Raw genomic sequence first — 25,110 nt, 5'->3', positions numbered from 1 at the left:
GTGAACTGCGCGCTCATGCGGTGCGCACCCGGGGGTCGAGCGCGGCGTGCAGGGCGTCGGCGAGGAAGCCCGCGGCGAGGACCACCACGGCGGCGAAGAGGTTGACCGCGGCCACCGAGTTGACGTCCTGTTCGTTGACGGCCTGGATGAACCACTCGCCCATGCCGTGCCAGCCGAAGATGGTCTCGGTGAAGGCGGCGCCGGTGAACAGGCCGAGGAAGGCGTAGGCGAACATGGTGGTCATCGGGATGACCGCGGTGCGCAGGCCGTGCTTGAGCAGGGCGCGGCCGCGGGTGAGCCCCTTGGCCTCGGCGGTGCGCAGGTAGTCGGCGCCGAGCACGTCGAGCATGGTGGCGCGCTGGTAGCGGCTGTAGGTGGCGAGGCCGCCGAGGGCGAGCGAGAGGGTGGGCAGCAGCAGGTGCAGCGCCCAGTCGGCGAGGTGGGTGCCGATCCCGCCGGCCAGGTTGGGCGTCTCGTAGCCGGTGAACGGGATCACCTCGTGCCCGGCGGCGTTCTTGGCGGCGATGGCGCCGTTCTTGAGCAGTAGGGCGAGCAGGAAGACGGGGGTGGAGAGCAGCACGAAGGAGAGCACGGTCAGCGCCCGGTCGGAGAGCCGGTACTGCCGCACCGCGCTCCAGGCCCCGGCGGCGACGCCGAGCAGCATGCCGAGCAGGCTGCCGACCAGCAGCAGCCGCAGCGAGACCCAGATCCGGCGGCCGAACTCCTCGTTGACGGCGGTGCCGTGGATGGTGCGGCCGAGGTCGCCGTGCAGCAGTCCGTTCGCCCAGGTGCCGAAGCGTTCGACGACGGGGGTGCGGTCGTTGAGGTTGAGCGCGGTCAGTTGCCGGTCGACGGCGGCGGCGGAGGGGCGCGGCTGCTTGGCCTCGAAGTAGGCGCGGGGGCCGAGCGCGGTGCCGGTGAGGGCGTACGAGAGGAACACCGCTGCGGTCAGCAGGGCGGCGTAGTAGCCGAGCCGCCCCGCGAGGTATCGCGTCACGGCCTGCCTCCGGTGTGGTTCGCACACCTGGGGAACATGGTCATTTGCCTTCGCTAGTACGGGTTTTGACGCACTTTCGCGCAGCAGTTGTACGCCACGCCGAGCGGTCCGTCCAGGGCCCCTCCGACCGACCCGACCGTCCGGCCCGACGAACCCGCTGGTCACAGCTGATCAGACGGGTACGGACGGGGTGTTGCGGCGGTGTTGCGCCGCGTTTCGTTTCGATCAGTTCTGCGCACGACCCCCTGGTGGGCGGACTGACGGGCTGTTACGTTCGGCCCGCCGGCACCGACTTGGCTGCCCACCATCAAGCGTCGCCACACCCGACGGCTCCCGACTCTTCGAAATCCGAGGACTCCCCCGATGCACACACCGTCCGCGATCCGCCGCTCCGGCCGCACCGCCGCCGCGGCCCTCGCCGTCCTGCTCGCCGCGACCGCCTGCAGCTCGGCGGGGGGATCCGGCGACGTGGCCAAGACCGTGGCCCCCACCGTGGACGCCGAGGACAACAACCCGCAGCCGCCGGAGAACCTCAAGGACGGCGGCGAGCTGCGCCTCCCGCTCCAGCAGTGGATCACCCAGTGGAACCCGTACCAGGTCGACGGCAGGTACGGCGACGCGGTGGAGATCATGGGCTACACCGAGGCCAAGCTCTTCCGGGTCGACGCCAAGGGCGGCTACCACCCCGACCCCTCGTACCTGGTCTCCGCCGAGGTCACCTCCACCTCGCCGCAGGTGGTGACGTACAAGCTCAACCCGAAGGCGGTCTGGTCGGACGGCACCCCGATCGGCTACCGCGACTTCGCGGCGGTCTGGAAGACCTCCAACGGCAAGGACCCGGCGTACAACATCGCCGACCCCTCCGGCTACGAGCAGATCTCCGCCGTCGAGCAGGGCGCGGACCCGAGCGAGGTCAAGGTCACCTTCGCCGAGCCGTACGCCGACTGGCAGAACCTGTTCAACCCGCTGCTGCCCGCCGCCGGACTCTCCACCCCGCAGGACTTCAACGAGGGCTGGGTGGAGAGGACCCCGCTCTTCGGCGGCCCGTTCGTGGTCTCGAACGCCGACAAGACCGCGCAGACCATCACCCTGACGCCCAACCCGCGCTGGTGGGGCCCCAAGCCCAAGCTGGACCGGATCACCTACCGGGTGCTGGACGCCGCCGCGATCACCCAGGCGTTCCTGAACAACGAGATCGACCTGGCCTCGGCGGGCAGCGCCGCCTCGTACGGCCAGCTCAAGGACGCCCCCGACGCGGCGATCCGCACCGGCACCCCCTGGGACGAGGTGCACATCTCCTTCGGCGGCAACGGCCCGCTCGCCGACCGGAAGGTCCGCCAGGCGCTCGGCCGGGCGCTGGACCGCGCCTCACTGATCAAGATCGCCAACAAGGGCGTCCCGGTGGAGTTCAAGCCGCTGGACAACCACCTGTTCATGACCAACCAGAACGGCTACCGCAACAACTCCGGCGACTGGGCCGCCTACGACCCGGACACCGCGAAGAAGTGGCTGGACGAGGCCGGCTGGAAGGACGCGGGCGGCACCCGCAGCAAGGACGGGCAGCCGCTGGAGCTGCACTACGTGCTCAGCGACGGCTCCAACCAGGCGCAGACCGACCTGGCCACCGCCGCGCAGAACATGCTCCAGCAGGTCGGCGTCAAGCTGGTCGTCGACAAGGTGCCCAGCAAGGAGTACTTCACCAAGTACGTCAACCAGGGGAAGTTCGACCTGGCCAGCTGGCGCAACACCGACTCCTTCCCGCTCTCCCAGACGGTGGCGATCTACCGCGCCCCGCAGGGCGACAACGTGTTCGGCAACTACTCGAAGCTCAGCACCCCCGAGATCGACACCCTGCTGCGCAAGGCCGCCGCCACCCTCGACCCGGCGCAGGCCGCCGAGCTGTACAACCAGGCCGACGCGAAGATCTGGGAGCTCGGCCACACCCTGGAGCTCTACCAGCGCCCCAGCATCGTCGCCGTCCGCAAGGGCCTGGCCAACTACGGCGCGGGCAGCCTCGCCAGCACCGTGATCACCTCGGTCGGCTGGCAGAAGTGACCGCCCGGCCGGTGCCGCCCGCCCCGGGCGGCACCGGCCGGCACCGGGCGGCTCAGCGGTGCTTGAACTCCTCCAGGGCCTCGAACACCGTCCGCCGCATCGCCTCGCCGCCGACGTGCCCGGAGTCGTCGAAGACGTGCAGCCGGGCGTCCGGCCACGCCTTGGCCAGCTCCCAGGCGGTCTGCACCGGGGAGCCCATGTCGTACCGGCCGTGCACCAGCACGCCCGGGATGCCCGCCAACCTGTGGGCACCGCGCAGCAGTTGGTCCTCCGCCAGCCAGGCGCCGTGGCTGAAGAAGTGCGCGCAGATCCGGACGAAGGCGATCCGGTCGTCCGCCTCCCGGGCGCCGTACATGCCGGGGATCCCGTTCGGCTCGTCCGAGACCACCGCGTCCTCCCAGGCCAGCCAGGCGTCGGCGGCCGCCGCCCGCACCGCCCGGTCCGGGTGCTCCATCCGGCGCGCGTAGGCGGCCAGCAGGGCGTACACGTCGCCGTCCCAGACGTGTTCGGGGACGGCGGCCCGGAAGCGGTCCCAGGCCTCGGGCTTGAAGGCCGACACCCGGTGGTAGAGCCAGTCGGTCTCGGCCCGGCGGGTGGTGGTGACCGCCTGGAGGACGATCTCGCTGACCCGCTCCGGATGCTGCTGCGCGTACGCCAGGATCAGCGTGGAGCCCCAGGAGGCGCCGTCCAGCAGCCAGCGCTCGATGCCGAGGTGCTCGCGCAGCCGCTCCATGTCGTCGACCAGGTGCCGGGTGGTGTTCAGCGCCAGGTCCGCGGCCGGGTCACTGGCGTGCGGGGTGCTGCGCCCGCAGTTGCGCTGGTCGTAGCGGATGACCCGGTAGCGCGCCGGGTCCCACGCCCGGGTCGGCCGGTCCGGCGTGCCCGCGCCGGGGCCGCCGTGCACGTACAGGGCGGGCTTGCCGTCGGGGTTGCCGAGTTGCTCGTAGTAGACGCGGTTGCCGTCGCCGGTGTCCAGGAATCCGCGGTCGTAGGGGACGGTCGGCGGGTGGAGGAGGTCGTCCAGGGAGGTCGCAGGCATGACGGACGATCATAACCGCCTTGTCCTCCACGGCAACTGGTTGACCGTCAGCCGCCGAAGGGTCTCAGGCGGCGCCCGTGGGCACCTCCGCCGCCGCCCAGCGGAAGCCGTCCAGGTCGGTGAACGCCTCCGTCCCCGCGGCGTTGACCGTGAGCCGGTGCGAGCCGCCGCCCTCCGGGGCCACCCCCAGGTCCTTGGCCAGCGCCTTGCGGCGGTAGAGCGCGAGCTTGACCCGGCCCTCCCCCGGCGCGAACTCGGCGTACACCCGGCCGAAGCCCTTGGCCACGGTGAAGCCCCGCTCGACGTAGTAGCGCTTGGTCGCCGCGAAGTCCGCCACCCCGATCAGCAGCACGACCTCCGCGACGCGGCGGGTGGCCGGGCCGGTGCTCTTCTTCGCCGAGGTCGCCAGCTTCCAGATCGCCCCGTCCGGGGCCTGCACCACCGCGCCGTAGCCCCACAGCGACTTGGCGGCGGGCTTGAGCACCGTCGCACCGGCGGCCACCGCCGAGGCGGTGAAGCTGTCCACGTCGGCGGGCTCGGGCACGGTCAGGGCGAGCGTGAACCCGCGGAACCCCTCGCTGGGTTCGGTCGCGGCCCGCAGCCGCAGCAGGCCCTCGTCGAGGCCGAACGCGTCGGCGTAGAAACGTGCGGCGGCCTCGGGGTCGGCCGCGTCCAGGGTGATGCTGTCGATGTCTGCCATGCCCACCACGCTAGGTTCCGCCGCCCGCCCGGGGCTTCTCGATTCCTGACCGGTGCCCCGCCGGGTTCCTGCCGGTGCGCCCGGACCCCGGGCGCGCTCAGCGCCGGCGGGCCAGGACGCGGGCCCGGCAGGGTGCGCAGGCGTGGACGCCGCGGGGGCCGTAGCGGTCGATCGGGGCGCCGCAGCCCGCGCACGGGCCGACGTGGGCGACGTGGCAGTCGAGCGCGGCGGCGGCCCGCTGGCGCTGTTCGGGGGTGACGACCAGGCCGCGGCGGCTCTGGCGGGGGACGGTGAGCAGCCGTTCCGGGACGCCGTCGTGGGTGTGCAGGGCGACCGCGTCGGCGTGGCCGTCCCGCGACCGGGCCCGGTGGCGGGTGCGGGGGCGCGGGTCGTCGTAGGCGAAGTCCTCCTCGCCGTAGCGGCAGACCCGGTCCAGTTCCTCGCCGGGGTAGCTGACGCCCGCGTCCGGGGCGGGGGCGACGGGCGCGGCGTCGGCGGGCCCCGGAGGGGCGGGCCGGTCCTCCTCGGCGAAGGTCTCCCGCCAGCGGTCCCGGTCGGCGACCGGGACCCACATCCGGGCGACCGCGGAGGGGTCGGCCTGCAACGGCACCCGCATCGGGACGAGTTCCCCGGCCGCGCTCGCCCCGACCAGTTCGTCCACGTCGGTGGGCGGCCTGCTCGGCAGGCACAGCGCGGGCAGGTACCAGCCGGTGTGCAGCCGCCCGCACCACGAGCCGTTCAGCGGGCAGGCGCGGACGCTGCCGCGCAGGCACTTCCACTGCTGCAGGTGCCGCACGCCCGCGCGCACCGCCATCGGCGCGCGGGAGGCGATCCGCTGCCACGGCAGGTCGTCGACCCGGGCCCACGGCGCCCGGTCGACCGGCGCGGCCCGCTCGTCGCAGGTCACCCAGAGCGGCACGATGCCGTGCTCGGCGGCGGCCCGCGAACGGCGGCGCACCGTCTCGGCGGTGACCGGCGCGTACGGGCCGGTCCAGCCGATCCGCAGCCCGCCCGGCCCGGTGACCAGCACGTCGCCGCGGGCCCGGCCGCCGGTGCGGGCGCCGACCTCGTACCGGCAGCCGTGCCGGTCGGCGGCGCGGGCGATGCGCTCCTGCAGGGCCTTGCGCCGGTCGTCCTCCTCGGCGGTCGGCCGGTGGCGGGCGGGCAGGTGCGCGGCGACCCAGGTGGTGCGGGCACCGACGGTGCTCCGCCGGACGTGCATCCACGGGGAGCGCTCCCCGCCCTGTTCCTCCGCCCCGCAGCGGCCCTCGCGGTGGTGCTGGAGGCACTGCAGGAGGTGGCGGTCCCGCCGCTCGACCGGTGCGGTGATCTCGGCGAGCAGGCCGGGGCGGTCGGGGTGGCCCGGGTCGGGCCGGGTGAGGTTGATCTCGATGCCGTACACGGTGTGGAACGCGCCGTTCGCCATGGCACGAGATGAGGGCGCCTTTCCCCGCATCCGGCCGGGAATCGGGGAACGCCGTTCCCCGGTCAATTGAATTCCTCTCCCAAACCCCGGCAGTGCAGCGAGATCGCGCCGTTCTCGGACCGGTCCGGTTTCCGGGCGGACGCTTTCCGGGGCGGATTCAGTCGCGGTCGCCGACCGTGCGGCCCGCGGCGTGGAACAGGGCCGTCGGCAGCGCGCCGACGGCCAGCCCCAGCAGTGCGCCGCCGGGGTGCCGCACCGGGTGCGCGCCCAGCAGGCAGAGCCCGGCGAGTGCCAGCCCCGCCCAGCCGGCCAGCACGTTGACCCGCGGGGAGGACCCGAAGACGGTCGGGAACCGCTCCGCCGCGATGCCCTTGGTGAAGTGGGGGTACGCGTTCGCGGCCAGCAACCCGGCCAGGAACGCGAGCAGTACGGTCTGCCACATGTCGGTCTCCGCCCCTCCGCGGTGGAACCCGCCGGACCGTTCGGCCCGGCGGACGCTCAGCCCTAGAATCGGACTCGTGACTCCGATTCGACGATACGGACTGGCCACTCCGTTTTCAAGGGGCGGCCGATGACCGCCGACCGCCCCCTGCGCGCCGACGCGCAGCGCAACCGCGCGCGGGTCCTGGACGCGGCCGAACGGGTCTTCGCCGAACGGGGCACCGCCGCCTCGACCGAGGAGGTCGCCCGCGCGGCGGGCGTCGGGGTCGGCACCGTCTTCCGGCACTTCCCCACCAAGGAGGCGCTGCTGCGGGCCCTCGTCCTGGCGCGCCTCACCCGGATCGCCGCCGAGGCCCGCGCGTACGCCGCCGCACCGGACCCCGGGGCGGCCTTCTTCGACTTCTTCGCCGCCACCGTCCGCGGCTCGGCGAGCAAGCTCGAACTCCTGGACGCACTGGCCGAGTCGGGCGTCCACCCGGACGAGACCGCCGCCCCGGTCGCCGCAGAGCTGACCGAGGCCGTGGCCGCCCTGCTGCACCGGGCGCAGCGGGCCGCGGCGGTGCGCGCGGACGTCGGAGTCGACGACGTCGTCGCCCTGCTCGCCGGCGCCTCCCGGGCCCGCCGCCACACCCCCGACGAGCGCCCGCTGACCGTCATCCTCGACGGACTGCGCGCCCCGGGCGCCCCGGGCACCCCGTAGCGGCCGTCCTGCGGTCCCGCGGCGGGGAGGGGAGCGTCAAGCCTGTCCCAGCGCGGCGCGCAGCCGTCCGCGGGTGGCGGCGGCGGCCTCCCGGGTGACGGGGTCATCGCTGCCGAGGGCGTCGCCGAGCAGCAGGTCGGCGGCAGCGACCACCGCGGCGGGCAGCACCACCTCGCGCAGGCCGAGCAGTTGGGCGGCGGCCTGGTGCCCCAGTGACGCCTGCGGCGCCTGGTGCCCCTGCGGTGCCTGGTGTCCCTGCGGCACCTGGTGCCGCTGCGGTGCCTGGTGTCCGAGCGACGGCGGCCCGGCGGGTCGGCCGTGCGGGTCGGCCGGGTCGGGGACGCGCGGGGGCGCCGCTGCCGGGTGGCCGCCCTGCGGGCGGCGCGGTTCGTTGATCACGGGCATGTTCCGTCCAACGGGTCACGGCCCGCGACGGTTACGCGGGCGGGCTGGTCGGGTGGTCGGGCCGGGGGCGATCAGGGGTCGGCCGGGGGCCGGTCGGGGGCCGGCCCGGCGCTCAGGAGGCGTGCCGGTCCCGGACGACGGCGGGCGCGGGCCCGCCGAGGGCGGGGCGCTCGGGGCGCGGGGCGAGCGTGCGGACCGCGGCGGGCGGCCGGGCCGGGCCGGCGGTGTGCGCGGCCCGGATCCACCGGGCCAGGGCGTGGGCGAACTCCGGTCCGATCGCGGCGGCGTGCTGCAACTGGTCCAGGTCCCCGGGCCGGAGCGGCACCCCGGCTTCCGAGAGGGCGGCCAGCAGGGGTTGCAGCAGCGTCCACTGGAGGCGGACCACGGGCAGCGGGCTGGTATGCGCAGGCTCTGTCACGCCCGGTCCAACTCCCCGCCCCCACCGGGGTCACGGCCCGCCCGCCCGGTTCCACCGCAGGGTGCAACGGCGGCCCCGCGGGCGCGGCCGTCAGCCCAGGTGCAGGGTGGCCAGCCGGTGCAGCGCGAGCGCGCCCAGCAGGGCGGCCCCGGCGGCGAGCAGCACGGCCGCGAGCGGCTGCGGGCCGCCCGCCCCGGCCCACAGCGCCCCGGCGGCCGTCAGGACGGCGAGCAGGGCGACGGCCAGGACGAGCGGGCGCGGGCGGTGGGCGAGCCGGACGACCCGTCCGGGCGGGCGGCCGAGCCGCCGGTCCAGCCGGGGGTCGGTCCGGCACAGGTGGTGCTCGATCTCCGCGAGCAGGACGCGTTCCCGCGCGGTCAGTCGGGTGTCCATCGCGGTTCTCCTCTCGGTGCGGCGGACCGGGCCCACCGCGTGTACCCCTCCCTGCGGAAAGCTTTCGCCGCCGGGCGGCCGGGTGCCTTCTCGCAGCGCTGGCGCAGCGTTTCGGGGCGGCACGGCGCCCCTCCCGCCCCCATCCGCCCCGGGCGCGGCTCCGAATGCCGGTCGTCGTGCCGTGAACGAGGAGGTCCGGGTGATCGAGGTGGTGCGGGAGATGCGGACGGTGCGCCCGGCGGGCGAGGTGCTGGCCTACCTGGCGGACTTCGCGCACGCCGCCGAGTGGGACCCGGGCACCGCGGAGTGCGTCCCGCTGGGGGCGGGCCCGCCGGTGCCGGGGGCGCGCTGGCGGAACGTGTCGGTGTTCCGGGGGCGGCGCACCGAGCTGGTGTACGAGCTGGCGGCCCGGGAGTCGGACCGGCTGGTGTTCGTCGGGCGCAACCGGACGGTCACGGCCACCGACGAGATCCTGGTGGACCCGTCCCCGGACGGGTCCGGGGCGGTGGTCCGCTACCGGGCCCGGCTGCGCTTCCACGGGGTGGCGCGGCTGGCGGAGCCGTTCCTGCGCCGGGAGTTCGGGCGGTTGGCCGACGCGGTGGAGCAGCGGCTGCCCGCGGTGCTGGACCGGTCCTGACCGGCGGACCGGTCCCCCGTTCGGAGCAATCCGGGCGGACGGCGGCTCCGAATGGCCGGTACGAGGGTCGCCGAGGGCGGCCCGGGAGCAGCGGGGAGGACCCACGTGACGACACTCGGCACCGTTTCCAGCGGAGGCTCCGTCCCACCTCCGCCGCGCCGCCGCCCCTCGGGCGTGCGGCGGGTGGCCGTGGTGGGGGCCGGGGTGTCCGGGCTGAGCGCGGCGTACGCGCTGGCGCGGGCCGGGGTGACGGTGGAGCTGTTCGAGGCGGAGGGGCGGCTGGGCGGGCACGCGCACACCCAGCGGACCACGGCGGCGGACGGCCGGGAGCTGGCGCTGGACACCGGCTTCCTGGTGCACAACGCCCGGACGTACCCGGAACTGGTCGGCCTGTTCGGCGAGTTGGGGGTGCGCACCCAGGAGAGCGACATGAGCATGTCGGTGCGCTGCGAGGGCTGCGGGCTGGAGTACGCGGGGGCGCGCGGCCCGGCGGGGCTGCTGGCGACGCCGGGCTCGCTGCTGCGCCGCCGGTACCTGCGGATGCTCGGCGAGGTGCCGCGCTTCCACCGGCTGGCACGCGCCCTGGTGGCCGATCCGGGGCTGGGCGACCCGAGCCTGCGCGACTTCCTGGAGCAGTCCGGCTTCTCGCCGTACTTCGTGGGGCACTTCATGACGCCGGTGGTGTCCGCGGTCTGGTCCTGCGCGCCGGACCTCGCGGGGGACTACCCGGCCCGCTACCTGTTCACGTTCCTGGCCAACCACGGTCTGCTGAGCGTCAGCGGCTCGCCGACCTGGCGCACCGTGGTCGGCGGCTCGGCCGCGTACGTGGCGCGGATCGCCGAGCACGTCACCGCCCGGTCCGGCACGGTGCACCACGCGGCGCCGGTGCGCGCGGTGCGCCGCCACCCGGACGGCGTCACGGTCACCACCGAGGACGGGCGCTCGACCGGGGCGGACGCCGTGGTGGTGGCCACCCACGCCGACCAGGCGCTGCGGCTGCTGGCCGACCCGACCCGGGCCGAGCGGGAGGTGCTGGGCGCGTTCGAGTACTCGCGCAACCCGACGGTGCTGCACCGGGACGCCTCGCTGCTGCCCCGGGCGGCCTGGGCCCGCGCCTCCTGGAACTACCGGATGCCGAGCTGCGACGCCCCCTCCGACCGGGTCCGGGTCAGCTACCACCTGAACCGGCTGCTGCGGCTGGGCGGGGCGGAGGACTACCTGGTGACGCTGAACGAGGACGAGCACTCCCCCGTCCCCGAGGAGCTGGTGGTCTCGCGCACCGTCTACGAGCACCCGGTGTACACCGCCCGCACGGTCGCCGCGCAGCGGCGGCTGCCCGAACTGGCCACCGGCCGCACCGCGTTCGCGGGCGCCCACCACGGCTGGGGGTTCCACGAGGACGGCTGCCGCTCCGGCCTGGCCGCCGCCGACCGGCTGCTCGCGGCGGTCGCCCCGTGAGCCTGAACGACCCCGCCCTCGCGCCCCGGGCGGCACTGCCCGGCCCGTGGGGCGCGCTGCTGTACGAGGCCCGCACCACGCACGTCCGCGCCGAGCCCCGCCGGGTGTTCCGCCACCGCTTCCCGCTCTGGCTGGTCGACCTCGACGCGCTGCCGCAACTGCCGTGGCCGCTGCGCCCGTTGGCCCGCTTCCTGCCCCGCGACCACGCCCTGCACCCCGGCTCCCCCACCCTCCGCGGCGACCTGGAGCGCGACCTCGCCGCGCACGGCCTGCAGCTGGACGGCGGCCGGGTGCTGATGCTCGCCCAGGCCCGCTCGCTCGGGCACGTGTTCAACCCGCTCACGGTGTACTGGTGCCGGGACGCGGCGGGCGCGCCGCTGTGCACCGTCGCCGAGGTCCACAACACCTACGGCGAGCGGCACCGCTACCTGCTGCGCCCGGACGCCGCCGGGCTGGCCGGGGTCGCGAAGGACTTCTACGTCTCGCCGTTCCTGCCGCCCGACGGCCGCTACCACCTGCTGCTGCCCGAGCCCGCCCCGGACGGCGCCCGCCTGCACCTGTCGGTCCGCCTGGAGCTGCCCGGCGGCCCGGCCCTGACCGCCACCGTCTCCGGCACCGGCCGCCCCGCGGGCCCGGCCGCCCTGCTGCGGACCACCCTCCGGTACCCGCTGGCGACCTTCGCCGTCAGCCTGCGGATCCGCGTCCAGGGCGTGCGGCTGTGGCTGCGCGGCCTGCCCGTCCACCCCCGCCCGTCCGCCGAACGGGCGGCCCGCCCGTGACCACCGAACCGCTCCGGAGAGGCCCCGCCCCGATGACCACCGCCCCCACCACCGCCACCCCGTTCCCCTCGCCCACCGTCGACCCGCTGCGCTGGCCGGACGTCGCCCGGGTGCCGCACGCCCCCGTGCGGGCCGCGGCGGCCGGGTGGCTGCTGCGCCGGGCGGCGGCCCGCCGCGGGCTGCGGGTCGAACTGCCGGGCGGGCGGCTGCTGCGGCCCGCACCGCCCGGGGCGCCGGTGCTGCGGCTGCACCGGCCGGAGGCGTTCGCGCACCGGCTCGGCGCGGGCGGCCTGATCGGCTTCGGCGAGTCCTACCAGGCGGGCGACTGGGACAGCCCGGACCTGGTCCGCCTGCTGACCGCGCTGGCCGCCGCCCCGGAGACCCTGGTGCCGCCCGGCACGGCGGCGCTGCGGCGGCTGTACCTGCGGCGGACCCCGGCCGAGGAGCTGTCCACCACGGCCAACGCCCGGCAGAACGTCCACCGGCACTACGACCTGTCGAACGAGCTGTTCGCGCTGTTCCTGGACCCGACCATGTCGTACTCCTCGGCGGTGTTCTCCGACCCCTCGCCCGCCACCCGCTGGAGCGACCTGGTGCCCGCCCAGCACCGCAAGATCGACCGGCTGCTGGACCTGGCCCGGGTCGGCCCCGGCACCCGGCTGCTGGAGATCGGCACCGGCTGGGGCGAACTCGCCCTGCGCGCCGCGGCCCGCGGCGCCGAGGTGGTCAGCGTGACGCTCTCCGCCGAGCAGCTCGCGCTGGCCCGGCGACGGATCGCCGACGCCGGGCAGTCCGCCCGGGTCGACGTCCGGCTGTGCGACTACCGGGACGTGCGGGGCGAGTTCGACGCGATCGTCAGCGTGGAGATGATCGAGGCCGTCGGACGCCCGTTCTGGCCCGCCTACTTCACCGCCCTGGACGGGCTGCTCGCCCCCGGCGGCCGGGTCGCCCTGCAGGCCATCACCATGCCGCACGCCCGGATGCTGGCCAGCAGCGGCACGTACACCTGGATCCTCAAGTACGTGTTCCCCGGCGGGCAGATCCCCTCGCTGCGGGCGGTCGCCGACACCGCCGCCGCGCACACCCGGCTGCGGGTGGTCGGCGCGGACGCGTACGGGCCGCACTACGCGCAGACCCTGCGGCTGTGGCGGGAGCGCTTCACGGAGCGCGCCGAGGAGGTCGCGGCGCTGGGCTTCGACGCGGTGTTCCGCCGGATGTGGGAGCTGTACCTGGCGTACTCGGAGGCCGGGTTCCGCTCCGGTTACCTGAACGTCCACCAGGTGCTGCTGACCCGGGACGGCCTGCGGTGAACGCCGCCGCGTTCGCCACCGGTGCGGCCGCCTCCGCCGCCGCGGTGCTGGCCGTCATGCTGGCCGCCTTCGCGGTCGGGGTGCGCACCGGCCGCCACCGCGGCGTGGACGTCGCCTGGGGCCTGGCCTTCACCGCCGCCGCACTGACCGGCTGCGCGCTGTCCGCCGGGTACGGCGACGGGGGCCGCCGGGCGCTGGCCACCGCCCTGGTGACGGTCTGGGGCCTGCGCCTGGCCGCCCACCTGTGGTGGCGGGCCCGCGGCCTGCCCGAGGACCCGCGCTACGCCCGGATGCTCGCCAGGGCCCCCGCCGGGGCGCCCCGCACCCGGTACGCGCTGCGGATCGTCTACCTGCTGCAGGCCGCCCTGGTCTGGTTCGTCGCCCTCCCGGTGCTGGCCGCCCAGTACCTGCCCGAGCCGCCCGGCCCGACCGCCTGGGCGGGCACCGCGCTCTGGGCGGTCGGCCTGTTCTTCGAGGCCGTCGGCGACGCCCAGCTCGCCCGCTTCAAGGCCGACCCGGCCCACCGCGGCCGGGTCATGGACCGCGGCCTGTGGCGGTACACCCGCCATCCCAACTACTTCGGTGACGCCTGCGTCTGGTGGGGCCTGTTCCTGCTGGCCGCCGACCACCCGGTCGGCTGGGCGTTCGTCGGCAGCCCGCTGCTGATGACCTGGCTGCTCGCCTTCGGCAGCGGCAAGCCGATGCTGGAACGCCACCTCGCCACCACCGACCGCCCCGGCTGGGCGGAGTACACCGCCCGCACCAGCCCGTTCCTCCCCCTCCCGCCCCGCCGCCCCCACGGCCGCTGAACGCCCGCCGCCCCGCCCCCGCACCGGTGGTCCGCCCTGCGGCGGTCGCCGGGTCGGTGCGGGCCGGTCCTACCAGCACCCGGGCGGAGGCCTGCAGCGCCACCGGCTGCACGGGGCGGGGCCGGGGCCGGTCGTCGGTCTGCGACCGCCACCGGCCCGCTCCCCCTCCTCAGCTGAACGGCAGCAGCAGCACCGGCGCCCCGCTCGGGTGCGCGGAGCCGCCCGCCGGTTCCAGGGTGACGCCGACGCCCGCCGCGCCGTCGAGGGCGCCGGTGAGCAGCAGGGTGCCGCTGCCGGTGGGGAGCAGGCCCGCGGGGCGCATGGTGCCCGCGTCGTCGTACCAGAGCTGGTAGGTGCGGCCGGGGCCCGGGGCGGGGAGGCCGGTGGCGAGGAAACCGGCCTGGTCGCGGGCGGCCGACCAGACGACGGTGCCGGTGCCGCCCCCGGCGGTGGCGGCGGTCGCGGTGCGGGCGTCGGGTGCGGTGAGCAGGGCGGCGACGGTCTGCTGCTGGCGGGCGAGGGCGGCGGCCCGGTCGCGGGCCCGCTCGGCCTCCCGGTGCTGCTGGACGGCGACCGCGCCCGCGCCGAGGGCCAGTGCGAGGCAGGCGGCGAGGGCGAACCGCGGTGCGCGGCGGGCCGGTCGGGCGCGGGGCCGGGCCGTCCGGGCGAGCTGCGGGGCCTCCTGGCGGACGCCGGGCAGCGCGGCCAGCACCCGGGCCTTCAGCTCCGGCGGCGGGGTGACCGTCTCGGCCGCCCCGAGCCGGGCCAGGGTGGCGGCGAACTCGGCGGTCTCCTGGGCGCAGGACGGGCAGTGGCCGAGGTGGCGTTCGAAGGCATCGCGTTCCTCCGGGTCGAGGGCGTGCGCGGCGTACGCGCCGGTCAGGGTGTGCGGGTCGAGGGCGTTCACGCGGCCACCCCCAGGCAGTCGCGCATCCGGATCAGGGCGTCGCGCATCCGGGTCTTGACGGTGCCGAGCGGCGCGCCGAGCACCTGGGCGACCTCGGGGTAGCTGTAGCCGCGGTAGTACGCGAGCGTCAGCGACTCGCGCTGGAGCTCCGTCAGCGTCCGCAGGCAGCGCCGCACCTGTTCCCGCTCCAACCGGCCCTCGACCTGTTCGACGACCTCGTCGAAGGCCGGGGCCTGCGAGGCGGCCGCGGCCCGCCGGTCGCGGTCGGCGGCGGCCTGCGCGGAGCGGACCCGGTCGACGGCCCGCCGGTGCGCGATGGTCAGCACCCAGGGCAGCACCTCGCCGCGCTCGGCCCGGTAGCGGGCCGCGGTGCGCCACACCTCCAGCAGCACCTCCTGGGCGACCTCCTCGGACTGCGCGGCGTCCCGCACCACCCGCCGCACCAGCCCGAGCACCGGCCCGGCGACGGCGTCGTACAGCGCGGCGAACGCCTCCTGGTCGCCGCGCACCACCCGTGACAGCAGCTCCCCCAGGTCGGGCCCCGGCCTGCGCGGCGGGGCCAGCGACACCACGCGGCTCATCCCGCCGCCCCGCAACGGACGTTCCTGCACTGCACCACCGGCACCGGGGCCTCCCCTGGCGACGGCCGGAACCCCGGCCGCGGCGAATCGACGACACTTCTCCACCGCTGTTCGTCACGGCCGCCCGCCCGGATTGCCCCGCCGGGGGCGCGCCTCGGCGCACCTCCTACGGCTGCGGGGCCCGGTGGTTCGTCAGGAGGCTTCCAGGACGCGGGTGATCAGGCCGTCCACGTCCAGGTGGTCGCCCTCGCGGCCGGCCGGGACGAGGGAGTAGCACTCGACCAGGAAGCCGGTGACGATCTCGGCCGGGATGCTGACCACCGCTTCCCCGGTGCCGCCGTGCAGGGTGACCAGCACCTCGCCGACGGCGCCGGGGCGGACGGTGACGTCACCGTGTCCGGCGGGGGCGAGGCGTCCCTCGTTGAGCAGGTCGCGGCCGAACACCCACTCCACGGCGTCGATCCGGCCCACCGGCGGGAAGGCCAGCCGGACGGCGTACGGCAGCGAGGTGTCGAAGTGCAGCCCGGCCTCCACCGCCAGGTCGGGGTGCGGGCTGTGCGGGAGCGTGACGGTGGTGGACCAGCAGGTGGCGACGGCCATGCGGGCGGCTTCCTTCCAGACGGCGGCGGCGGTGCCGAAAGGTGACGGCAGGACCCCGACTACCCGCCCGGCCCGGAGATCCGCACATCGACGCAGAACCTTCACCGATGCCCTGCGCTCACCACACGAACGGCCCAGTCCGCTGACGGTGGGACGTGCTTGCTGGAGCGGGGTCCGTCGATCACGGCGGCACAGAGGACCGAAGGGGGCACGGACCGGGGGCGGGAGTTCCTGGAACCGTGGAGCGCGCCCGCCGGGCGGCGCTCGCGGGCGGACCCGGCCTCGCGCCGGACCTGCTCGGGCAGACCGGGCTGCCGGTCGGGTACGAGCCCTTCCCGGAGGATCCCGTCCCCACCACGGCCGCCCACGGCCGGAGTTCGCACCGGAGGCCGCCGCCCCGCCGTGAACCCCGCCGGAGGCACCACGCGTGCCGCCGGACCCCACGGGCGACTTCGCAGCTGAAAGCGCGTAAGTTCGCTGCTGGGCGGCGTCCAGCACCGGGCGCCGCCGTTGGCCGAGCGAGGACGGGTACGGAGATGGCTCAGGTTGTCCGGGGTGTGATCGCACGTGCGAAGGGGGCGCCGGTGGAGGTGGTGCCCGTCGTGGTGCCGGATCCGGGGCCGGGTGAGGCGGTGGTGCGGGTGCAGGCGTGCGGGGTGTGCCACACGGACCTGCACTACCGGGAGGGCGGGATCAACGACGAGTTCCCGTTCCTGCTGGGGCACGAGGCGGCGGGCGTGGTGGAGTCGGTCGGCGCGGGCGTGGCGGACCTCTCCCCGGGTGACTTCGTGATCCTCAACTGGCGTGCGGTGTGCGGTAGTTGTCGGGCCTGCAAGCGCGGTCGGCCGTGGTACTGCTTCGCCACCCACAACGCGGAGCAGAAGATGACGCTGGAGGACGGCACCGAGCTGTCCCCGGCGCTGGGCATCGGTGCCTTCGCGGAGAAGACGCTGGTCGCCGCGGGCCAGTGCACCAAGGTCGACCCGGCGGCGTCCCCGGCCGCGGCGGGTCTGCTGGGCTGCGGGGTGATGGCCGGTCTGGGCGCGGCGATCAACACCGGCCAGGTGGGCCGGGGCGACAGCGTCGCGGTGATCGGCTGCGGCGGCGTGGGCAACGCGGCGGTGGTGGGCTCCCGGCTGGCCGGGGCGGGCACGATCATCGCGGTGGACGTGGACGACCGCAAGCTCGCCACCGCGCAGCGCCTGGGCGCCACCCACACCGTCAACTCCCGCGCGGTGGACGCGGTGGAGACGATCCGCAGCCTGACCGGCGGCCACGGCGCCGACGTGGTGATCGACGCGGTCGGCCGCCCGGAGACGTACCGGCAGGCGTTCTACGCCCGCGACCTGGCGGGCACCGTGGTCCTGGTGGGCGTGCCGACGCCGGAGATGCGGCTGGAGCTGCCGCTGCTGGACGTGTTCGGTCGGGGCGGCGCGCTCAAGTCGTCCTGGTACGGGGACTGCCTGCCGGAGCGGGACTTCCCGATGCTGATCGACCTGTACCTGCAGGGCCGCCTGGACCTGGACGCGTTCGTCAGCGAGACCGTCCCGCTGGACGGCGTGGAGGAGGCGTTCGCCCGGATGCAGCGCGGCGAGGTGCTGCGCTCGGTGGTGGTGTTCTGATGGCGGCCCGGATCGAACAGCTGGTCACCTCGGGCGAGTTCAGCCTGGACGGCGGCACCTGGCAGGTCGACAACAACGTGTGGATCGTCGGCGACGACACCGAGGCGGTGGTGATCGACGCGGCGCACGACGCGGCGGCGATCCACGCGGCGCTGGGCGGCCGGCGGCTGCTCGCGGTGGTCTCCACCCACGCCCACAACGACCACGTGGACGCGGCGCCCGCACTGTCGGCGCTGAACGGCGGCGCGCCGGTGCTGCTGCACCCCGCGGACCAGGTGCTGTGGCGGCAGACCCACCCGGACCGCGAACCGGACGCCGCACTGGCCGACGGCCAGGAGCTCCCCGTCGCGGGCACGGTGCTGTCCGTCCTGCACACCCCGGGCCACAGCCCGGGCGCGGTCAGCCTGTACGCCCCGGAGCTGGGCACCGTCTTCACCGGCGACACCCTGTTCGCGGGCGGCCCGGGCGCCACCGGCCGGTCGTTCTCGGACTTCCCCACCATCGTCGCCTCGATCCGCGAGCGCCTGCTGACGCTGCCCCCGGAGACGGTGGTCCGCACCGGCCACGGCGACTCCACCACCATCGGCGCGGAGGCCCCGCACCTGGAGGAGTGGATCGCCCGCGGCCACTAGGTCCTCTCGTCCGGGCGCCGGTCGCCGAAGCGGATCCCGGCCAGCCGTTCGCGGGAGGCCGCGTCGGCGAGCAGCACCGAGCGGGCGCCGGGGAAGGCCGTCCGTCCGCGGCGTTCCAGGGCGGCCAGCAGCCGGGCGGTGCGGCGGACGTGCAGCCGGAAGGTGCGGGGGGCGGCGGTGCGGGCGCGGGCGTGCTGGCCGGCCAGCGCCTCGGCGGGGCGGACGGCGAGCAGCACCACGTGCAGTTCGCGTCCGCTGCGCCGGGCCCAGTGCGCCAGGGCGCGGCGCATCCACCAGCGGCTGCCGCAGTCGTGCACCAGCAGCGGCCCGGCGCGGCGGAAGGCGGCGCGGGTGCGCAGGAAGTGCAGGACGCGCACGGCGGGGCGGTAGAGGGGGTACGGGAGGGCGGCGGGCATCCGGGCCTGGCAGGCGAGGCGGGTGGTGCGCGGGTCGATCAGGGCGGCGGGGGCGTCCCAGCGGCGCAGCAGGGTGGACTTGCCGCTGCCGGGGACGCCGCCGACCAGCACGGCGGCGTCCGGCCCGTAGCGGAGCACCAGCGGTCCGCCGGGGCGGCCGCGCAGGTCGGCGACCTCGCGCGGGGCGTACCCGGTGACCTGCACGTGTTCTCCCCCGTCGTCGCGGCCCTGGCGTCCGGGCAGCCTACCGGGGGGCTCCCTCCTCCAGCCTGATCGCCCCTCCCGGGCAGGCGGCGACGGCGTCGGCGACCTCGCGGGCGAGCGCGGCGGGCGGGCGGGGGTCGAGCAGGAGGACGGTGCCGTCCTCCTCGCGCTGGTCGAACACCTCGGGGGCGGCGAGGACGCACTGCCCGGCGCCGCAGCACCGGTCGGGGTCGACGTGGACGATCACGGGGGTTCCTCTCGGGGCGGGGGCGTTCACCAGGTGACGGGCAGGGTCTCGACGCCGTAGACGGTCATCTCGTGGCGGAAGCGGATCTCCTCGAAGGGGACGGCCAGGCGCAGTCCGGGCAGGCGGCGCAGCAGGGTGTCGAGGGCGATCTCCAGTTCCAGCCGGGCGAGCGGCTGGCCGAGGCACTGGTGGACGCCGAAGCCGAAGGCGAGGTGCTGGCGGGTGTCGCGGGTGAGGTCGAGGGCGTCGCCGTCGGGGTAGCGGCGTCCGTCGCGGTTGGCGGTGTTGATCTGGCAGACGACGCCCTCGCCGGCCCGGATCAGGACGCCGCCGATCTCGACGTCCTCGGTGGCGACCCGGGTGACGCCGGTCTGCACGATGCTGAGCCAGCGCAGCAATTCCTCGACGGCGGCGGGGGTGGCTTCGGGGTGGGCGCGCAGGTGGGCGAGCTGGTCGGGGTGCCGGAGCAGGGCGAGGACGGAGAGCGCGGTCATGTTGGCGGTGGTCTCGTGCCCGGCGATGAGCAGCAGGCGGCCCATGGCGCCGATGTCCTCGGTGGAGAGCTCGCCGCGGGCGACCAGGCGGCTGAGGATCGCGTCGTCGGGTTCGGTGCGCTTGCGGTCGGTGAGCGCGTCGAGGTAGGCGGTGAGTTCGTCCTGCGCGGCGACGACCTCCTCGATCGGGCTGTCGCGGCGCAGCAGGGTGCGGCTGCAGCGCTGGAAGAACTCGTGGTCCTGGTAGGGGACGCCGAGCAGCAGGCAGATGACCAGGGAGGGCAGCGGGAGGGCGAACTCGGCGACCAGGTCGGCGCCGGTGCGGTCGGCGGTCATGGCGTCGAGGAGCCGGTCGGCGGCCTGCTGGACGGCGGGGCGCAGGGCGGCGGTGCGGCGGATGGTGAAGTCGCCGGTGAGCATCCGGCGCAGGCGGTGGTGCTCGGGGTCGTCCATCCGGATGAAGGAGGTCTTCCCGGCGCCGAGGTGGCGGGCGGCGGCGCTGAGGAAGGGGAAGCCGGGGCGGGTGGCGTCGGCGCTGAAGCGGGGGTCGGCGAGCAGGGCGCGGGCTTCCTGGTGGCGGGTGACCAGCCAGCAGGGGGTGCCGTCCCAGAGGGTGACCCGGGTGACGGGGGTGTCCTCGCGGGCCTGCTGGTAGGCGGGCGGGGGCGCGAACGGGCAGGTGCCGCGGGGGGCGGGGTGGGTGGCGGGGGCGGGGTGGGCGGCGGGGGCGGCAGTGGCCATGCGGGGTTCCCTTCCCGGCGATCGAGTGCCTCGGAATTGAGTGCCTCGGGCAACTAACTCACCGTCACGCTAACTCGCGTTCCGTGTCCAGGAGAAGGATGCCCGGCCGCCGGGCCGCATTCTGTCCGGATTCCGGTCCCCCGGGCGGCCCGCTGCACCGCCCGGCGCACCGCCCGCCATCAGGCGTGGCCATGCCACCGGCCGCCCGTTCCCGGGCGACCGGCACGGTCGAGAACGGGCCACCGGCCGCGGTCAGTCCTCGGGGCGGCCCTCCTCGTCCGGCCGGAACCGGCGGGCCCGCCCCGGGTCGGCGGTGGTGGCGTCGCCCTCCTCCTCGTCGAAGGGACCGACCGGGCGGCCCTCCTCCCGTCCGCCCGGCTCCGCCCCGGGCTGCTCGACCTCGTGCTCCTCCCCCGCGTCCGGCTCCTCCCCGGTGCCGCGCTCGGCGTCGTCCCGGAAGCGCCAGCCCTCGCTGCGCCGGTCGTGGCGGACGGTCGGCGGACGGCCCTCCGACCGGTAGTCGTCGCCCGCGTAGTCGGGGTCGGGCCGGTGCGGCACGCCGCCCGCGCCGCCCTGCGGCACCTCGTCCATCGCGTCCATCTCCTCGCTCCTCTCCTCGCGGCCCTCCGCCCCCCGGCCCTCCGTCCCTCCCCCGGGCCCTCCGGCCCCGCGCGTGCCCGGGGTGCGGCGGCTCACACCGGACGGGGGCGGCTTTACCCCGGCTTTGCCCGTCCCCTAGACTCGCCGGAGCGAAGGGGAGTAGTCCCGAAACACCACCGGTCGACACACTGGACGGTCACCCGTCCCGGCCCGTGGGTCGCAGCAGGCCGCTGCCGCGACGGACGAGACCTTCGGCCCGTGCATGGCCCTGCCGCACCCTCGTGCGGCAGGTCTCGTCGCGCCGGGCCGAGAGGTTCGCCCGTCGCCCGCCCGGTGCCGTTCGAGCCCTGCGGCCCGGCCCCTGCAGAAAGCGCTCCGATGTCCTTCGACCCCCTGGCGATGCTCACCGCCTTCGGGCTGATCTTCCTCGCCGAACTCCCCGACAAGACCATGTTCGCCTCGCTGGCGATGGGCACCCGCATGCGCCCGCTGTACGTGTGGTTCGGCACCTCCGCGGCGTTCCTCGTGCACGTCGCGATCGCGGTCGGCGCGGGCAGCCTGCTGGGCCTGCTGCCCGGCCTGGCGGTCAAGCTGGTCTCCGCCGCGCTGTTCGGCTTCGGCGCGTTCGTGCTGCTGCGCTCGGGCGGTGACGAGGACGAGGAGGAGGGTGGCGCGCGGACGGTCACCGGCTTCTGGCCGGTGTGGGGCACCGCGTTCACGACCGTGTTCATCGGCGAGTGGGGCGACCTGACCCAGATCACCACCGCCAACCTGGCCGCCACCAACGGCTGGCTGCCCACCGCGATCGGCTCCGCGGCCGCCCTGATGTCGGTCTCCGCACTGGCCCTGCTGGTCGGCCGCCTCATCGCCAGGCGCGTCCCGCTGCGCACCGTTCAGCGCGTCGGCGGCCTGTGCATGGCCGCGCTGGCCGCCTGGACGCTGGTCGAGGCCCTCACCGGCTGACCCCGCACCGGCCGACCGGCCGGGGGCGCGCCGCCGGAGCCCGGAGAAAACCGCTCCGGCCGCGCGCCCGCCCGGTGGGAGACTGCGCCGATGGACACCGCTCACCCACCGCGCCGATCGTTCGCCGACGCCCGCGCCCTGGCCCCCGTCGTGTGGGAGGTCTTCGGCACCGACCGCCGGATCACCACCGTCGACCGGCTGACCGGCGGCACCAGGAAGGGCGTCTACCGGGTCGTCCTGGACGACGCCACCAGCGCGGTCGTCTACCGGTGGAGCCCGGACGAGGACTACTGGAGCGGCCTGCTCCCGGACGGCCACGACGACCCGGCCGACCCGTTCTCGCACGCCTCCGGGCTCGACCTGCTGGAGGGCGCCACCCGCCGCCTGGAGGCCGTCGGCGCCCGCGTCCCGCGCCTGCTGTTCACCGACCGCGGCCGCGGGCCGCGCCCCGTCGAACTCGCCGTCGCCGAGGACGTCCGCGGCGGCACCCTGGAGTCCCTGCTGGAGCGCGACCCGGCCGCCGGGCGGCGCGTCCTGGCCGAACTCGCCGCCGTGCTGCGCCGGATGCACACCCACCGCGCCCCCGCCTTCGGCCGGGTCGGGTGGCTCGACGGCGGCGGCGCCCCGACCGGCGACAGCTGCGAACGCGCGTACCGGGACCGGGCCCTGGTGAACCTCGCCACCGCCGTCGCCCACGACCCGCGCGCCGCCGCGGCCGAGGGCGCGCTGACCGAGAAGCTGGACGCCCTGTACGCCCGGGTCCGGCCGCGCGCCGAACTCGGCGTGGTGCACGGCGAGCTGGGCCCCGACCACGTCCTGGTCGGGCCGGACGGCGAGCCCGTCCTGATCGACGTCGAGGGCCTGCTGTACGCGGACGCCGAGGTCGAGCACTGCTGGCTGCGGATGCGCTTCGGCCCGCACCGCGCGGCGCTGCACGAACCCGCCCTCGACCCGCGCCGCCTCGCCTTCTACCGGTACGCCATGCACCTGGACCTGGTCGGCGGCCCGCTGCGGATCGCCGCGGGCGACTTCCCCGACCGGCAGTGGATGCTGGAGATCGCCGACCACCACCTGCGCCAGGCCCTGGCGTACCGGGCCTGACGCAGGGTCGGCGGCGGGTCAGGAGACGGACACCGCGCTCCAGGCCGCGCCCACCGCCGCGTACTCGGCGGAGCCCGCGCCGTACAGGTCGCGGGCGGCGTTGAGCGAGGCCGTGCGGGCGCCCTTGTAGTCGGTGGTGGAGGTCATGTAGACGGTCAGCGCCCGGTACCAGATCGCGGCGACCTTCTGGTTGCCGATGCCGGTGACGGTCGAGCCGTTGCAGGTCGGCGAGTTGTAGGCGACGCCGTTGACGGTCTTGGCGCCGCTGCCCTCGCTGGCCAGGTAGAACCAGTGGTTGCCGACGCCGGAGGAGTAGTGCACGTCCAGCCGGCCGACCGACTTGCTCCAGCAGTCCGCCGAGCCGCCGTCCAGCGAGGGCTTGTCGAAGCGGCGCAGCCACGGCGGGGTGGACTGGTCGCTGAACAGGTAGTCGCCCTTGTCGACCGCGTTGTTGGCGTACCACTCGACCATGGTGCCGAAGATGTCGCTGGTGGACTCGTTCAGGCCGCCGGACTCGCCGCTGTAGCGGAGGTTGGCGGTGGCGCTGGTGACGCCGTGGGTCATCTCGTGACCCATGGTGTCGAGGTCGACCTGCTCGGGGTCGGTGCTGCCGTTGCCGTCGCCGGTCATCATGCAGAAGCAGGCGTCCGACCACTGGGCGTTGTCCCAGTTGGTGCCGACGTGGACGAAGACGGTGGCGCCCTTGCCGTCGTTCTTGATGCCGCTGCGGCCGAAGGTGTTCTTGTAGTAGTCGTACGTCCAGGCGGTGTTGGCGTGGGCGTCGACGGCGGCGGTGGCCCGGTCGGTGGAGAACTTCCGGCCGTCGCCCCACACGTTGTCGGCGTCGGTGTAGAGCGTGCCCGAGGTGGCCTTGACGCTGCTGGCGGAGAGGTTGTGCGCGTCCTTGGTGGTGTGGCCGCGGACGGGGTCGATCAGCGCGTAACTGCCGTCCGCCTGCTGGGTGGTGGAGAGCGTGACGTCGCCGGTGTACTCGGAGTGGCCGGTGCCGGTCGCGGAGTGCTCGGCGTCGTAGCTCTCGATCGCCGCGCCGGTGGTGGCGTCGGTGACCACCACCCGGCCGGTGGGCTGGCCCTGCTTGCCGGTGCCGCTGACGGTGGTGCGCCAGGCCAGGCGGGCGGTGCCGTCGGCGGCCCAGACCACCAGCTCGGGCGCCGAGGTGGCACCGGATATGCCCGGCGCCTGCCCCAGCGCCTCGGCGGCGCTGCGCTGCGCCGGAACCGCGGGGCGGGTGGTGGGCACCTTCGGGTCGTGGCCCTTGGCGCGGGAGGAGTCGGCGAGCCGCCCCCGCGCGTCCTGGTGCACCACCAGGTCGCCGCCGACCACCGGCAGGCCCTGGTAGGTGCGGTCGAAGCGGACGTGCTGGGTGCCGTCCGGGTCGAGCACCACGTCCTTGAGGACGAGGTCCTGGCCCGGGCCGTAGCCGAACAGCGCGGCGTGCTGGGCGACGTTGGCCCGGGCCCGGGCCACGGCGGCGTCCCGGCCGGGCGCGGCGGCGGCGCTGCCGGTGGTGACGGAGCTGAGCAGGAGGGCGGCGGTGGCGGCGAGGGCGGCCGTGCCGAGGGCGCGACGGCGCGCGGAGGAGGGGCTCACGCGGGACTCCAGTCGGGTAGCTGAGGGGTAGCCGACCGAGAGCCTGTCCGTGAACAGACAAACACTTCTATTTAACAGAACGGAACGTGACCCTATCGTTGCGTTCCGTCCGCCCCAGGGGGCCTCCGCCCAACGACCTCGCGCATGGTCGGCGGTGGGCCGTGTTCGGCTGGGTGGTGGCCTTGCCGCTCAGGCGGCTCGCCCTGCCGGGAGGGCGATCAACTGGCTTGTGCGGGTGAGTTGTTGGCCCGAGAGGAGTGCGGCGGCGGCCCGGATGGTGTCGGGGCAGGCGGTAGCGGCGCCCGTGGTGGCGGGCGAGGGTGCGCCGGTTCTTGAGGTGGGCGATGCCGTGTTCGACCGGCATGCGGCGTGAGGAGTGGGCGAAGCGGGCCTGGGTGGTGTCGGCGGCCGATCCGGCCCGCACCTCGCCGCAGAACGGCAGGCGCCCGCGGTCGTCGGTGACCACCAGTGCCTTCATCGCGTTCATCCGGCTCCTGCCCGGGACGAAGCGGTCGCGGCCGGGCGGTCGGCCGGTGGGCCCGGATCTCGCCGACGGAGCGGGTGACGATGGAGCGGTCCGCACCGAACCAGCGGGCCAGGACGTCGTGGGTGACCCCGTGCCGCAGGTGGACGAGCGCGACCGGGAGCCGGTCGACGAAGACCGGCTTGTGCTTCGCACCGGCACCGACCGACCGCCGCCGCGGCCGGTCGCACAGCCCGGCGTCCCGCCGGGCCTGCCGTACCGGCCCCAACCCGGCCACCAGGTCAGCGATCAACGCCCGCGACAGGCCGGTGATCCGAGCTCCGAGACGACCGATGCACGT

General features: G+C 75.6%; 28 protein-coding genes. 11 read left to right on the top strand and 17 right to left on the bottom strand.

The window, feature by feature from the left end; translation table 11 throughout:
• Positions 1 to 13 precede the first annotated feature (13 nt).
• Positions 14 to 997 carry an ABC transporter permease gene (locus QSK52_RS25465; protein WP_285738477.1) on the bottom strand — a complete coding sequence of 328 codons (984 nt, stop codon included), beginning with the start codon at positions 995 to 997 and terminating at the stop codon, positions 14 to 16.
• Positions 998 to 1,360: 363 nt separating this feature from the next.
• Between QSK52_RS25465 and QSK52_RS25460 the strand changes: the two genes are divergently transcribed.
• Positions 1,361 to 3,052: an ABC transporter family substrate-binding protein gene (locus QSK52_RS25460; protein ID WP_285738476.1), complete on the top strand. Its 1,692-nt coding sequence runs from the start codon at positions 1,361 to 1,363 to the stop codon at positions 3,050 to 3,052.
• Positions 3,053 to 3,104: 52 nt separating this feature from the next.
• On the opposite strand, the gene pip is transcribed toward QSK52_RS25460, so the two are convergent.
• The 4 genes from pip to QSK52_RS25440 all read right to left on the bottom strand — a co-directional run bounded on the left by pip (position 3,105) and on the right by QSK52_RS25440 (position 6,659).
• Positions 3,105 to 4,091: a prolyl aminopeptidase gene (pip, locus tag QSK52_RS25455; RefSeq protein ID WP_285738475.1), complete on the bottom strand. Its 987-nt coding sequence runs from the start codon at positions 4,089 to 4,091 to the stop codon at positions 3,105 to 3,107.
• A gap of 64 nt (positions 4,092 to 4,155) precedes the next feature.
• Complete coding sequence (locus tag QSK52_RS25450) at positions 4,156 to 4,791, bottom strand: VOC family protein (protein ID WP_285738474.1); 636 nt, start codon at positions 4,789 to 4,791, stop codon at positions 4,156 to 4,158.
• A 97-nt stretch (positions 4,792 to 4,888) separates the two neighbouring features.
• The gene (locus tag QSK52_RS25445) at positions 4,889 to 6,217 is read right to left on the bottom strand and encodes a hypothetical protein (RefSeq protein ID WP_285738473.1); all 1,329 of its coding nucleotides are present in this window, start codon (positions 6,215 to 6,217) and stop codon (positions 4,889 to 4,891) included.
• A 157-nt stretch (positions 6,218 to 6,374) separates the two neighbouring features.
• Positions 6,375 to 6,659, bottom strand: a complete 285-nt coding sequence (locus QSK52_RS25440; protein WP_285738472.1) for a hypothetical protein — start codon at positions 6,657 to 6,659, stop codon at positions 6,375 to 6,377.
• A 129-nt stretch (positions 6,660 to 6,788) separates the two neighbouring features.
• Between QSK52_RS25440 and QSK52_RS25435 the strand changes: the two genes are divergently transcribed.
• Entirely contained in the window at positions 6,789 to 7,358 is a 570-nt protein-coding gene (locus tag QSK52_RS25435) for a TetR/AcrR family transcriptional regulator (RefSeq protein WP_285738471.1), read from the top strand.
• 36 nt (positions 7,359 to 7,394) lie between these two features.
• On the opposite strand, the gene QSK52_RS25430 is transcribed toward QSK52_RS25435, so the two are convergent.
• From QSK52_RS25430 to QSK52_RS25420, 3 genes are all read right to left on the bottom strand, one after another.
• Positions 7,395 to 7,757 (bottom strand): hypothetical protein, encoded by a 363-nt coding sequence (locus QSK52_RS25430; RefSeq protein WP_285738470.1) that lies wholly within the window; start codon positions 7,755 to 7,757, stop codon positions 7,395 to 7,397.
• 118 nt (positions 7,758 to 7,875) lie between these two features.
• Positions 7,876 to 8,181 carry a hypothetical protein gene (locus QSK52_RS25425; protein WP_285738469.1) on the bottom strand — a complete coding sequence of 102 codons (306 nt, stop codon included), beginning with the start codon at positions 8,179 to 8,181 and terminating at the stop codon, positions 7,876 to 7,878.
• A gap of 90 nt (positions 8,182 to 8,271) precedes the next feature.
• Positions 8,272 to 8,574: a DUF3040 domain-containing protein gene (locus QSK52_RS25420; protein WP_285738468.1), complete on the bottom strand. Its 303-nt coding sequence runs from the start codon at positions 8,572 to 8,574 to the stop codon at positions 8,272 to 8,274.
• A 181-nt stretch (positions 8,575 to 8,755) separates the two neighbouring features.
• Here QSK52_RS25420 and QSK52_RS25415 point away from each other — a divergent pair, with 181 nt between their 5' ends.
• The 5 genes from QSK52_RS25415 (at position 8,756) to QSK52_RS25395 (ending at position 13,567) form a co-directional block, all read left to right on the top strand.
• Positions 8,756 to 9,211, top strand: a complete 456-nt coding sequence (locus QSK52_RS25415) for an SRPBCC family protein (protein ID WP_352230308.1) — start codon at positions 8,756 to 8,758, stop codon at positions 9,209 to 9,211.
• A 183-nt stretch (positions 9,212 to 9,394) separates the two neighbouring features.
• On the top strand, positions 9,395 to 10,669 hold the full coding sequence (locus QSK52_RS25410) for an NAD(P)/FAD-dependent oxidoreductase (protein WP_435053363.1): 1,275 nt from the start codon (positions 9,395 to 9,397) through the stop codon (positions 10,667 to 10,669).
• Positions 10,670 to 10,671: 2 nt separating this feature from the next.
• On the top strand, positions 10,672 to 11,448 hold the full coding sequence (locus tag QSK52_RS25405) for a DUF1365 domain-containing protein (protein WP_435053362.1): 777 nt from the start codon (positions 10,672 to 10,674) through the stop codon (positions 11,446 to 11,448).
• A gap of 32 nt (positions 11,449 to 11,480) precedes the next feature.
• Positions 11,481 to 12,758: a class I SAM-dependent methyltransferase gene (locus tag QSK52_RS25400; RefSeq protein WP_285738467.1), complete on the top strand. Its 1,278-nt coding sequence runs from the start codon at positions 11,481 to 11,483 to the stop codon at positions 12,756 to 12,758.
• A gap of 56 nt (positions 12,759 to 12,814) precedes the next feature.
• Positions 12,815 to 13,567, top strand: coding sequence for a DUF1295 domain-containing protein (locus QSK52_RS25395; protein WP_285738588.1), 753 nt, complete (start codon positions 12,815 to 12,817; stop codon positions 13,565 to 13,567).
• A gap of 169 nt (positions 13,568 to 13,736) precedes the next feature.
• Here the strand turns inward: QSK52_RS25395 and QSK52_RS25390 are convergent, their stop codons facing one another.
• The 3 genes from QSK52_RS25390 to QSK52_RS25380 all read right to left on the bottom strand — a co-directional run bounded on the left by QSK52_RS25390 (position 13,737) and on the right by QSK52_RS25380 (position 15,655).
• Positions 13,737 to 14,474, bottom strand: coding sequence for an anti-sigma factor (locus QSK52_RS25390; protein ID WP_285738466.1), 738 nt, complete (start codon positions 14,472 to 14,474; stop codon positions 13,737 to 13,739).
• A complete protein-coding gene (sigK, locus tag QSK52_RS25385; protein WP_285738465.1) occupies positions 14,471 to 15,055 on the bottom strand; it encodes an ECF RNA polymerase sigma factor SigK in 585 nt (194 codons plus the stop codon). Before sigK ends, QSK52_RS25390 begins: the two co-directional genes overlap by 4 nt.
• A gap of 192 nt (positions 15,056 to 15,247) precedes the next feature.
• On the bottom strand, positions 15,248 to 15,655 hold the full coding sequence (locus QSK52_RS25380; RefSeq protein ID WP_285738464.1) for an SsgA family sporulation/cell division regulator: 408 nt from the start codon (positions 15,653 to 15,655) through the stop codon (positions 15,248 to 15,250).
• A 536-nt stretch (positions 15,656 to 16,191) separates the two neighbouring features.
• On the opposite strand from QSK52_RS25380, the gene QSK52_RS25375 reads away from it, so the two are divergent.
• Positions 16,192 to 17,277 carry an S-(hydroxymethyl)mycothiol dehydrogenase gene (locus QSK52_RS25375; RefSeq protein WP_285738463.1) on the top strand — a complete coding sequence of 362 codons (1,086 nt, stop codon included), beginning with the start codon at positions 16,192 to 16,194 and terminating at the stop codon, positions 17,275 to 17,277.
• Positions 17,277 to 17,909 carry an MBL fold metallo-hydrolase gene (locus QSK52_RS25370; protein ID WP_285738462.1) on the top strand — a complete coding sequence of 211 codons (633 nt, stop codon included), beginning with the start codon at positions 17,277 to 17,279 and terminating at the stop codon, positions 17,907 to 17,909. The genes QSK52_RS25375 and QSK52_RS25370 overlap by 1 nt, the downstream gene beginning before the upstream one ends.
• Here QSK52_RS25370 and QSK52_RS25365 read toward each other — a convergent pair.
• The 4 genes from QSK52_RS25365 to QSK52_RS25350 form a co-directional block, all read right to left on the bottom strand.
• Positions 17,906 to 18,529: an AAA family ATPase gene (locus tag QSK52_RS25365; RefSeq protein ID WP_285738461.1), complete on the bottom strand. Its 624-nt coding sequence runs from the start codon at positions 18,527 to 18,529 to the stop codon at positions 17,906 to 17,908. The genes QSK52_RS25370 and QSK52_RS25365 overlap by 4 nt on opposite strands.
• A gap of 40 nt (positions 18,530 to 18,569) precedes the next feature.
• Positions 18,570 to 18,776, bottom strand: coding sequence for a ferredoxin (locus QSK52_RS25360; RefSeq protein WP_285738460.1), 207 nt, complete (start codon positions 18,774 to 18,776; stop codon positions 18,570 to 18,572).
• A 26-nt stretch (positions 18,777 to 18,802) separates the two neighbouring features.
• Positions 18,803 to 20,011, bottom strand: coding sequence for a cytochrome P450 (locus QSK52_RS25355; protein WP_285738459.1), 1,209 nt, complete (start codon positions 20,009 to 20,011; stop codon positions 18,803 to 18,805).
• Between the two features lie 252 nt (positions 20,012 to 20,263).
• On the bottom strand, positions 20,264 to 20,611 hold the full coding sequence (locus QSK52_RS25350) for a hypothetical protein (protein WP_285738458.1): 348 nt from the start codon (positions 20,609 to 20,611) through the stop codon (positions 20,264 to 20,266).
• 378 nt (positions 20,612 to 20,989) lie between these two features.
• On the opposite strand from QSK52_RS25350, the gene QSK52_RS25345 reads away from it, so the two are divergent.
• Together QSK52_RS25345 and QSK52_RS25340 are read left to right on the top strand one after the other, a co-directional pair.
• Positions 20,990 to 21,574, top strand: coding sequence for a TMEM165/GDT1 family protein (locus QSK52_RS25345; protein ID WP_285738457.1), 585 nt, complete (start codon positions 20,990 to 20,992; stop codon positions 21,572 to 21,574).
• A 90-nt stretch (positions 21,575 to 21,664) separates the two neighbouring features.
• The gene (locus tag QSK52_RS25340) at positions 21,665 to 22,675 is read left to right on the top strand and encodes a phosphotransferase family protein (RefSeq protein ID WP_285738456.1); all 1,011 of its coding nucleotides are present in this window, start codon (positions 21,665 to 21,667) and stop codon (positions 22,673 to 22,675) included.
• Positions 22,676 to 22,693: 18 nt separating this feature from the next.
• Here QSK52_RS25340 and QSK52_RS25335 read toward each other — a convergent pair whose 3' ends face one another.
• Complete coding sequence (locus QSK52_RS25335; protein WP_285738455.1) at positions 22,694 to 24,286, bottom strand: M4 family metallopeptidase; 1,593 nt, start codon at positions 24,284 to 24,286, stop codon at positions 22,694 to 22,696.
• A gap of 218 nt (positions 24,287 to 24,504) precedes the next feature.
• Positions 24,505 to 25,047 (bottom strand): transposase family protein, encoded by a 543-nt coding sequence (locus QSK52_RS39505; RefSeq protein ID WP_352230310.1) that lies wholly within the window; start codon positions 25,045 to 25,047, stop codon positions 24,505 to 24,507.
• Between the last annotated feature and the right edge of the window lie 63 nt (positions 25,048 to 25,110).

Origin of the sequence: Kitasatospora phosalacinea, assembly GCF_030268885.1 — a bacterium.
GTDB classification, from domain to species: Bacteria; Actinomycetota; Actinomycetes; order Streptomycetales; family Streptomycetaceae; genus Kitasatospora; species Kitasatospora phosalacinea_C.
The sequence above is the reverse complement of the archived record's forward strand: the minus strand, read 5'-3'. Positions and strand labels throughout refer to the sequence as shown.

Excerpts from the sequence above, each read along its gene's own strand:
- QSK52_RS25340 (WP_285738456.1), top strand. The coding sequence starts at position 21,665 with ATGGACACCGCTCACCCACCGCGCCGATCGTTCGCCGACGCCCGCGCC.
- pip (WP_285738475.1), bottom strand. The coding sequence starts at position 4,091 with ATGCCTGCGACCTCCCTGGACGACCTCCTCCACCCGCCGACCGTCCCC.
- QSK52_RS25445 (WP_285738473.1), bottom strand. The coding sequence starts at position 6,217 with ATGGCGAACGGCGCGTTCCACACCGTGTACGGCATCGAGATCAACCTC.
- QSK52_RS25350 (WP_285738458.1), bottom strand. The coding sequence starts at position 20,611 with ATGGACGCGATGGACGAGGTGCCGCAGGGCGGCGCGGGCGGCGTGCCG.
- QSK52_RS25345 (WP_285738457.1), top strand. The coding sequence starts at position 20,990 with ATGTCCTTCGACCCCCTGGCGATGCTCACCGCCTTCGGGCTGATCTTC.
- QSK52_RS25420 (WP_285738468.1), bottom strand. The coding sequence starts at position 8,574 with ATGGACACCCGACTGACCGCGCGGGAACGCGTCCTGCTCGCGGAGATC.
- QSK52_RS25460 (WP_285738476.1), top strand. The coding sequence starts at position 1,361 with ATGCACACACCGTCCGCGATCCGCCGCTCCGGCCGCACCGCCGCCGCG.
- QSK52_RS25375 (WP_285738463.1), top strand. The coding sequence starts at position 16,192 with ATGGCTCAGGTTGTCCGGGGTGTGATCGCACGTGCGAAGGGGGCGCCG.
- QSK52_RS25370 (WP_285738462.1), top strand. The coding sequence starts at position 17,277 with ATGGCGGCCCGGATCGAACAGCTGGTCACCTCGGGCGAGTTCAGCCTG.
- QSK52_RS25450 (WP_285738474.1), bottom strand. The coding sequence starts at position 4,791 with ATGGCAGACATCGACAGCATCACCCTGGACGCGGCCGACCCCGAGGCC.
- sigK (WP_285738465.1), bottom strand. The coding sequence starts at position 15,055 with ATGAGCCGCGTGGTGTCGCTGGCCCCGCCGCGCAGGCCGGGGCCCGAC.
- QSK52_RS25380 (WP_285738464.1), bottom strand. The coding sequence starts at position 15,655 with ATGGCCGTCGCCACCTGCTGGTCCACCACCGTCACGCTCCCGCACAGC.
- QSK52_RS25400 (WP_285738467.1), top strand. The coding sequence starts at position 11,481 with ATGACCACCGCCCCCACCACCGCCACCCCGTTCCCCTCGCCCACCGTC.
- QSK52_RS25355 (WP_285738459.1), bottom strand. The coding sequence starts at position 20,011 with ATGGCCACTGCCGCCCCCGCCGCCCACCCCGCCCCCGCCACCCACCCC.
- QSK52_RS25440 (WP_285738472.1), bottom strand. The coding sequence starts at position 6,659 with ATGTGGCAGACCGTACTGCTCGCGTTCCTGGCCGGGTTGCTGGCCGCG.
- QSK52_RS25435 (WP_285738471.1), top strand. The coding sequence starts at position 6,789 with ATGACCGCCGACCGCCCCCTGCGCGCCGACGCGCAGCGCAACCGCGCG.
- QSK52_RS25395 (WP_285738588.1), top strand. The coding sequence starts at position 12,815 with ATGCTGGCCGCCTTCGCGGTCGGGGTGCGCACCGGCCGCCACCGCGGC.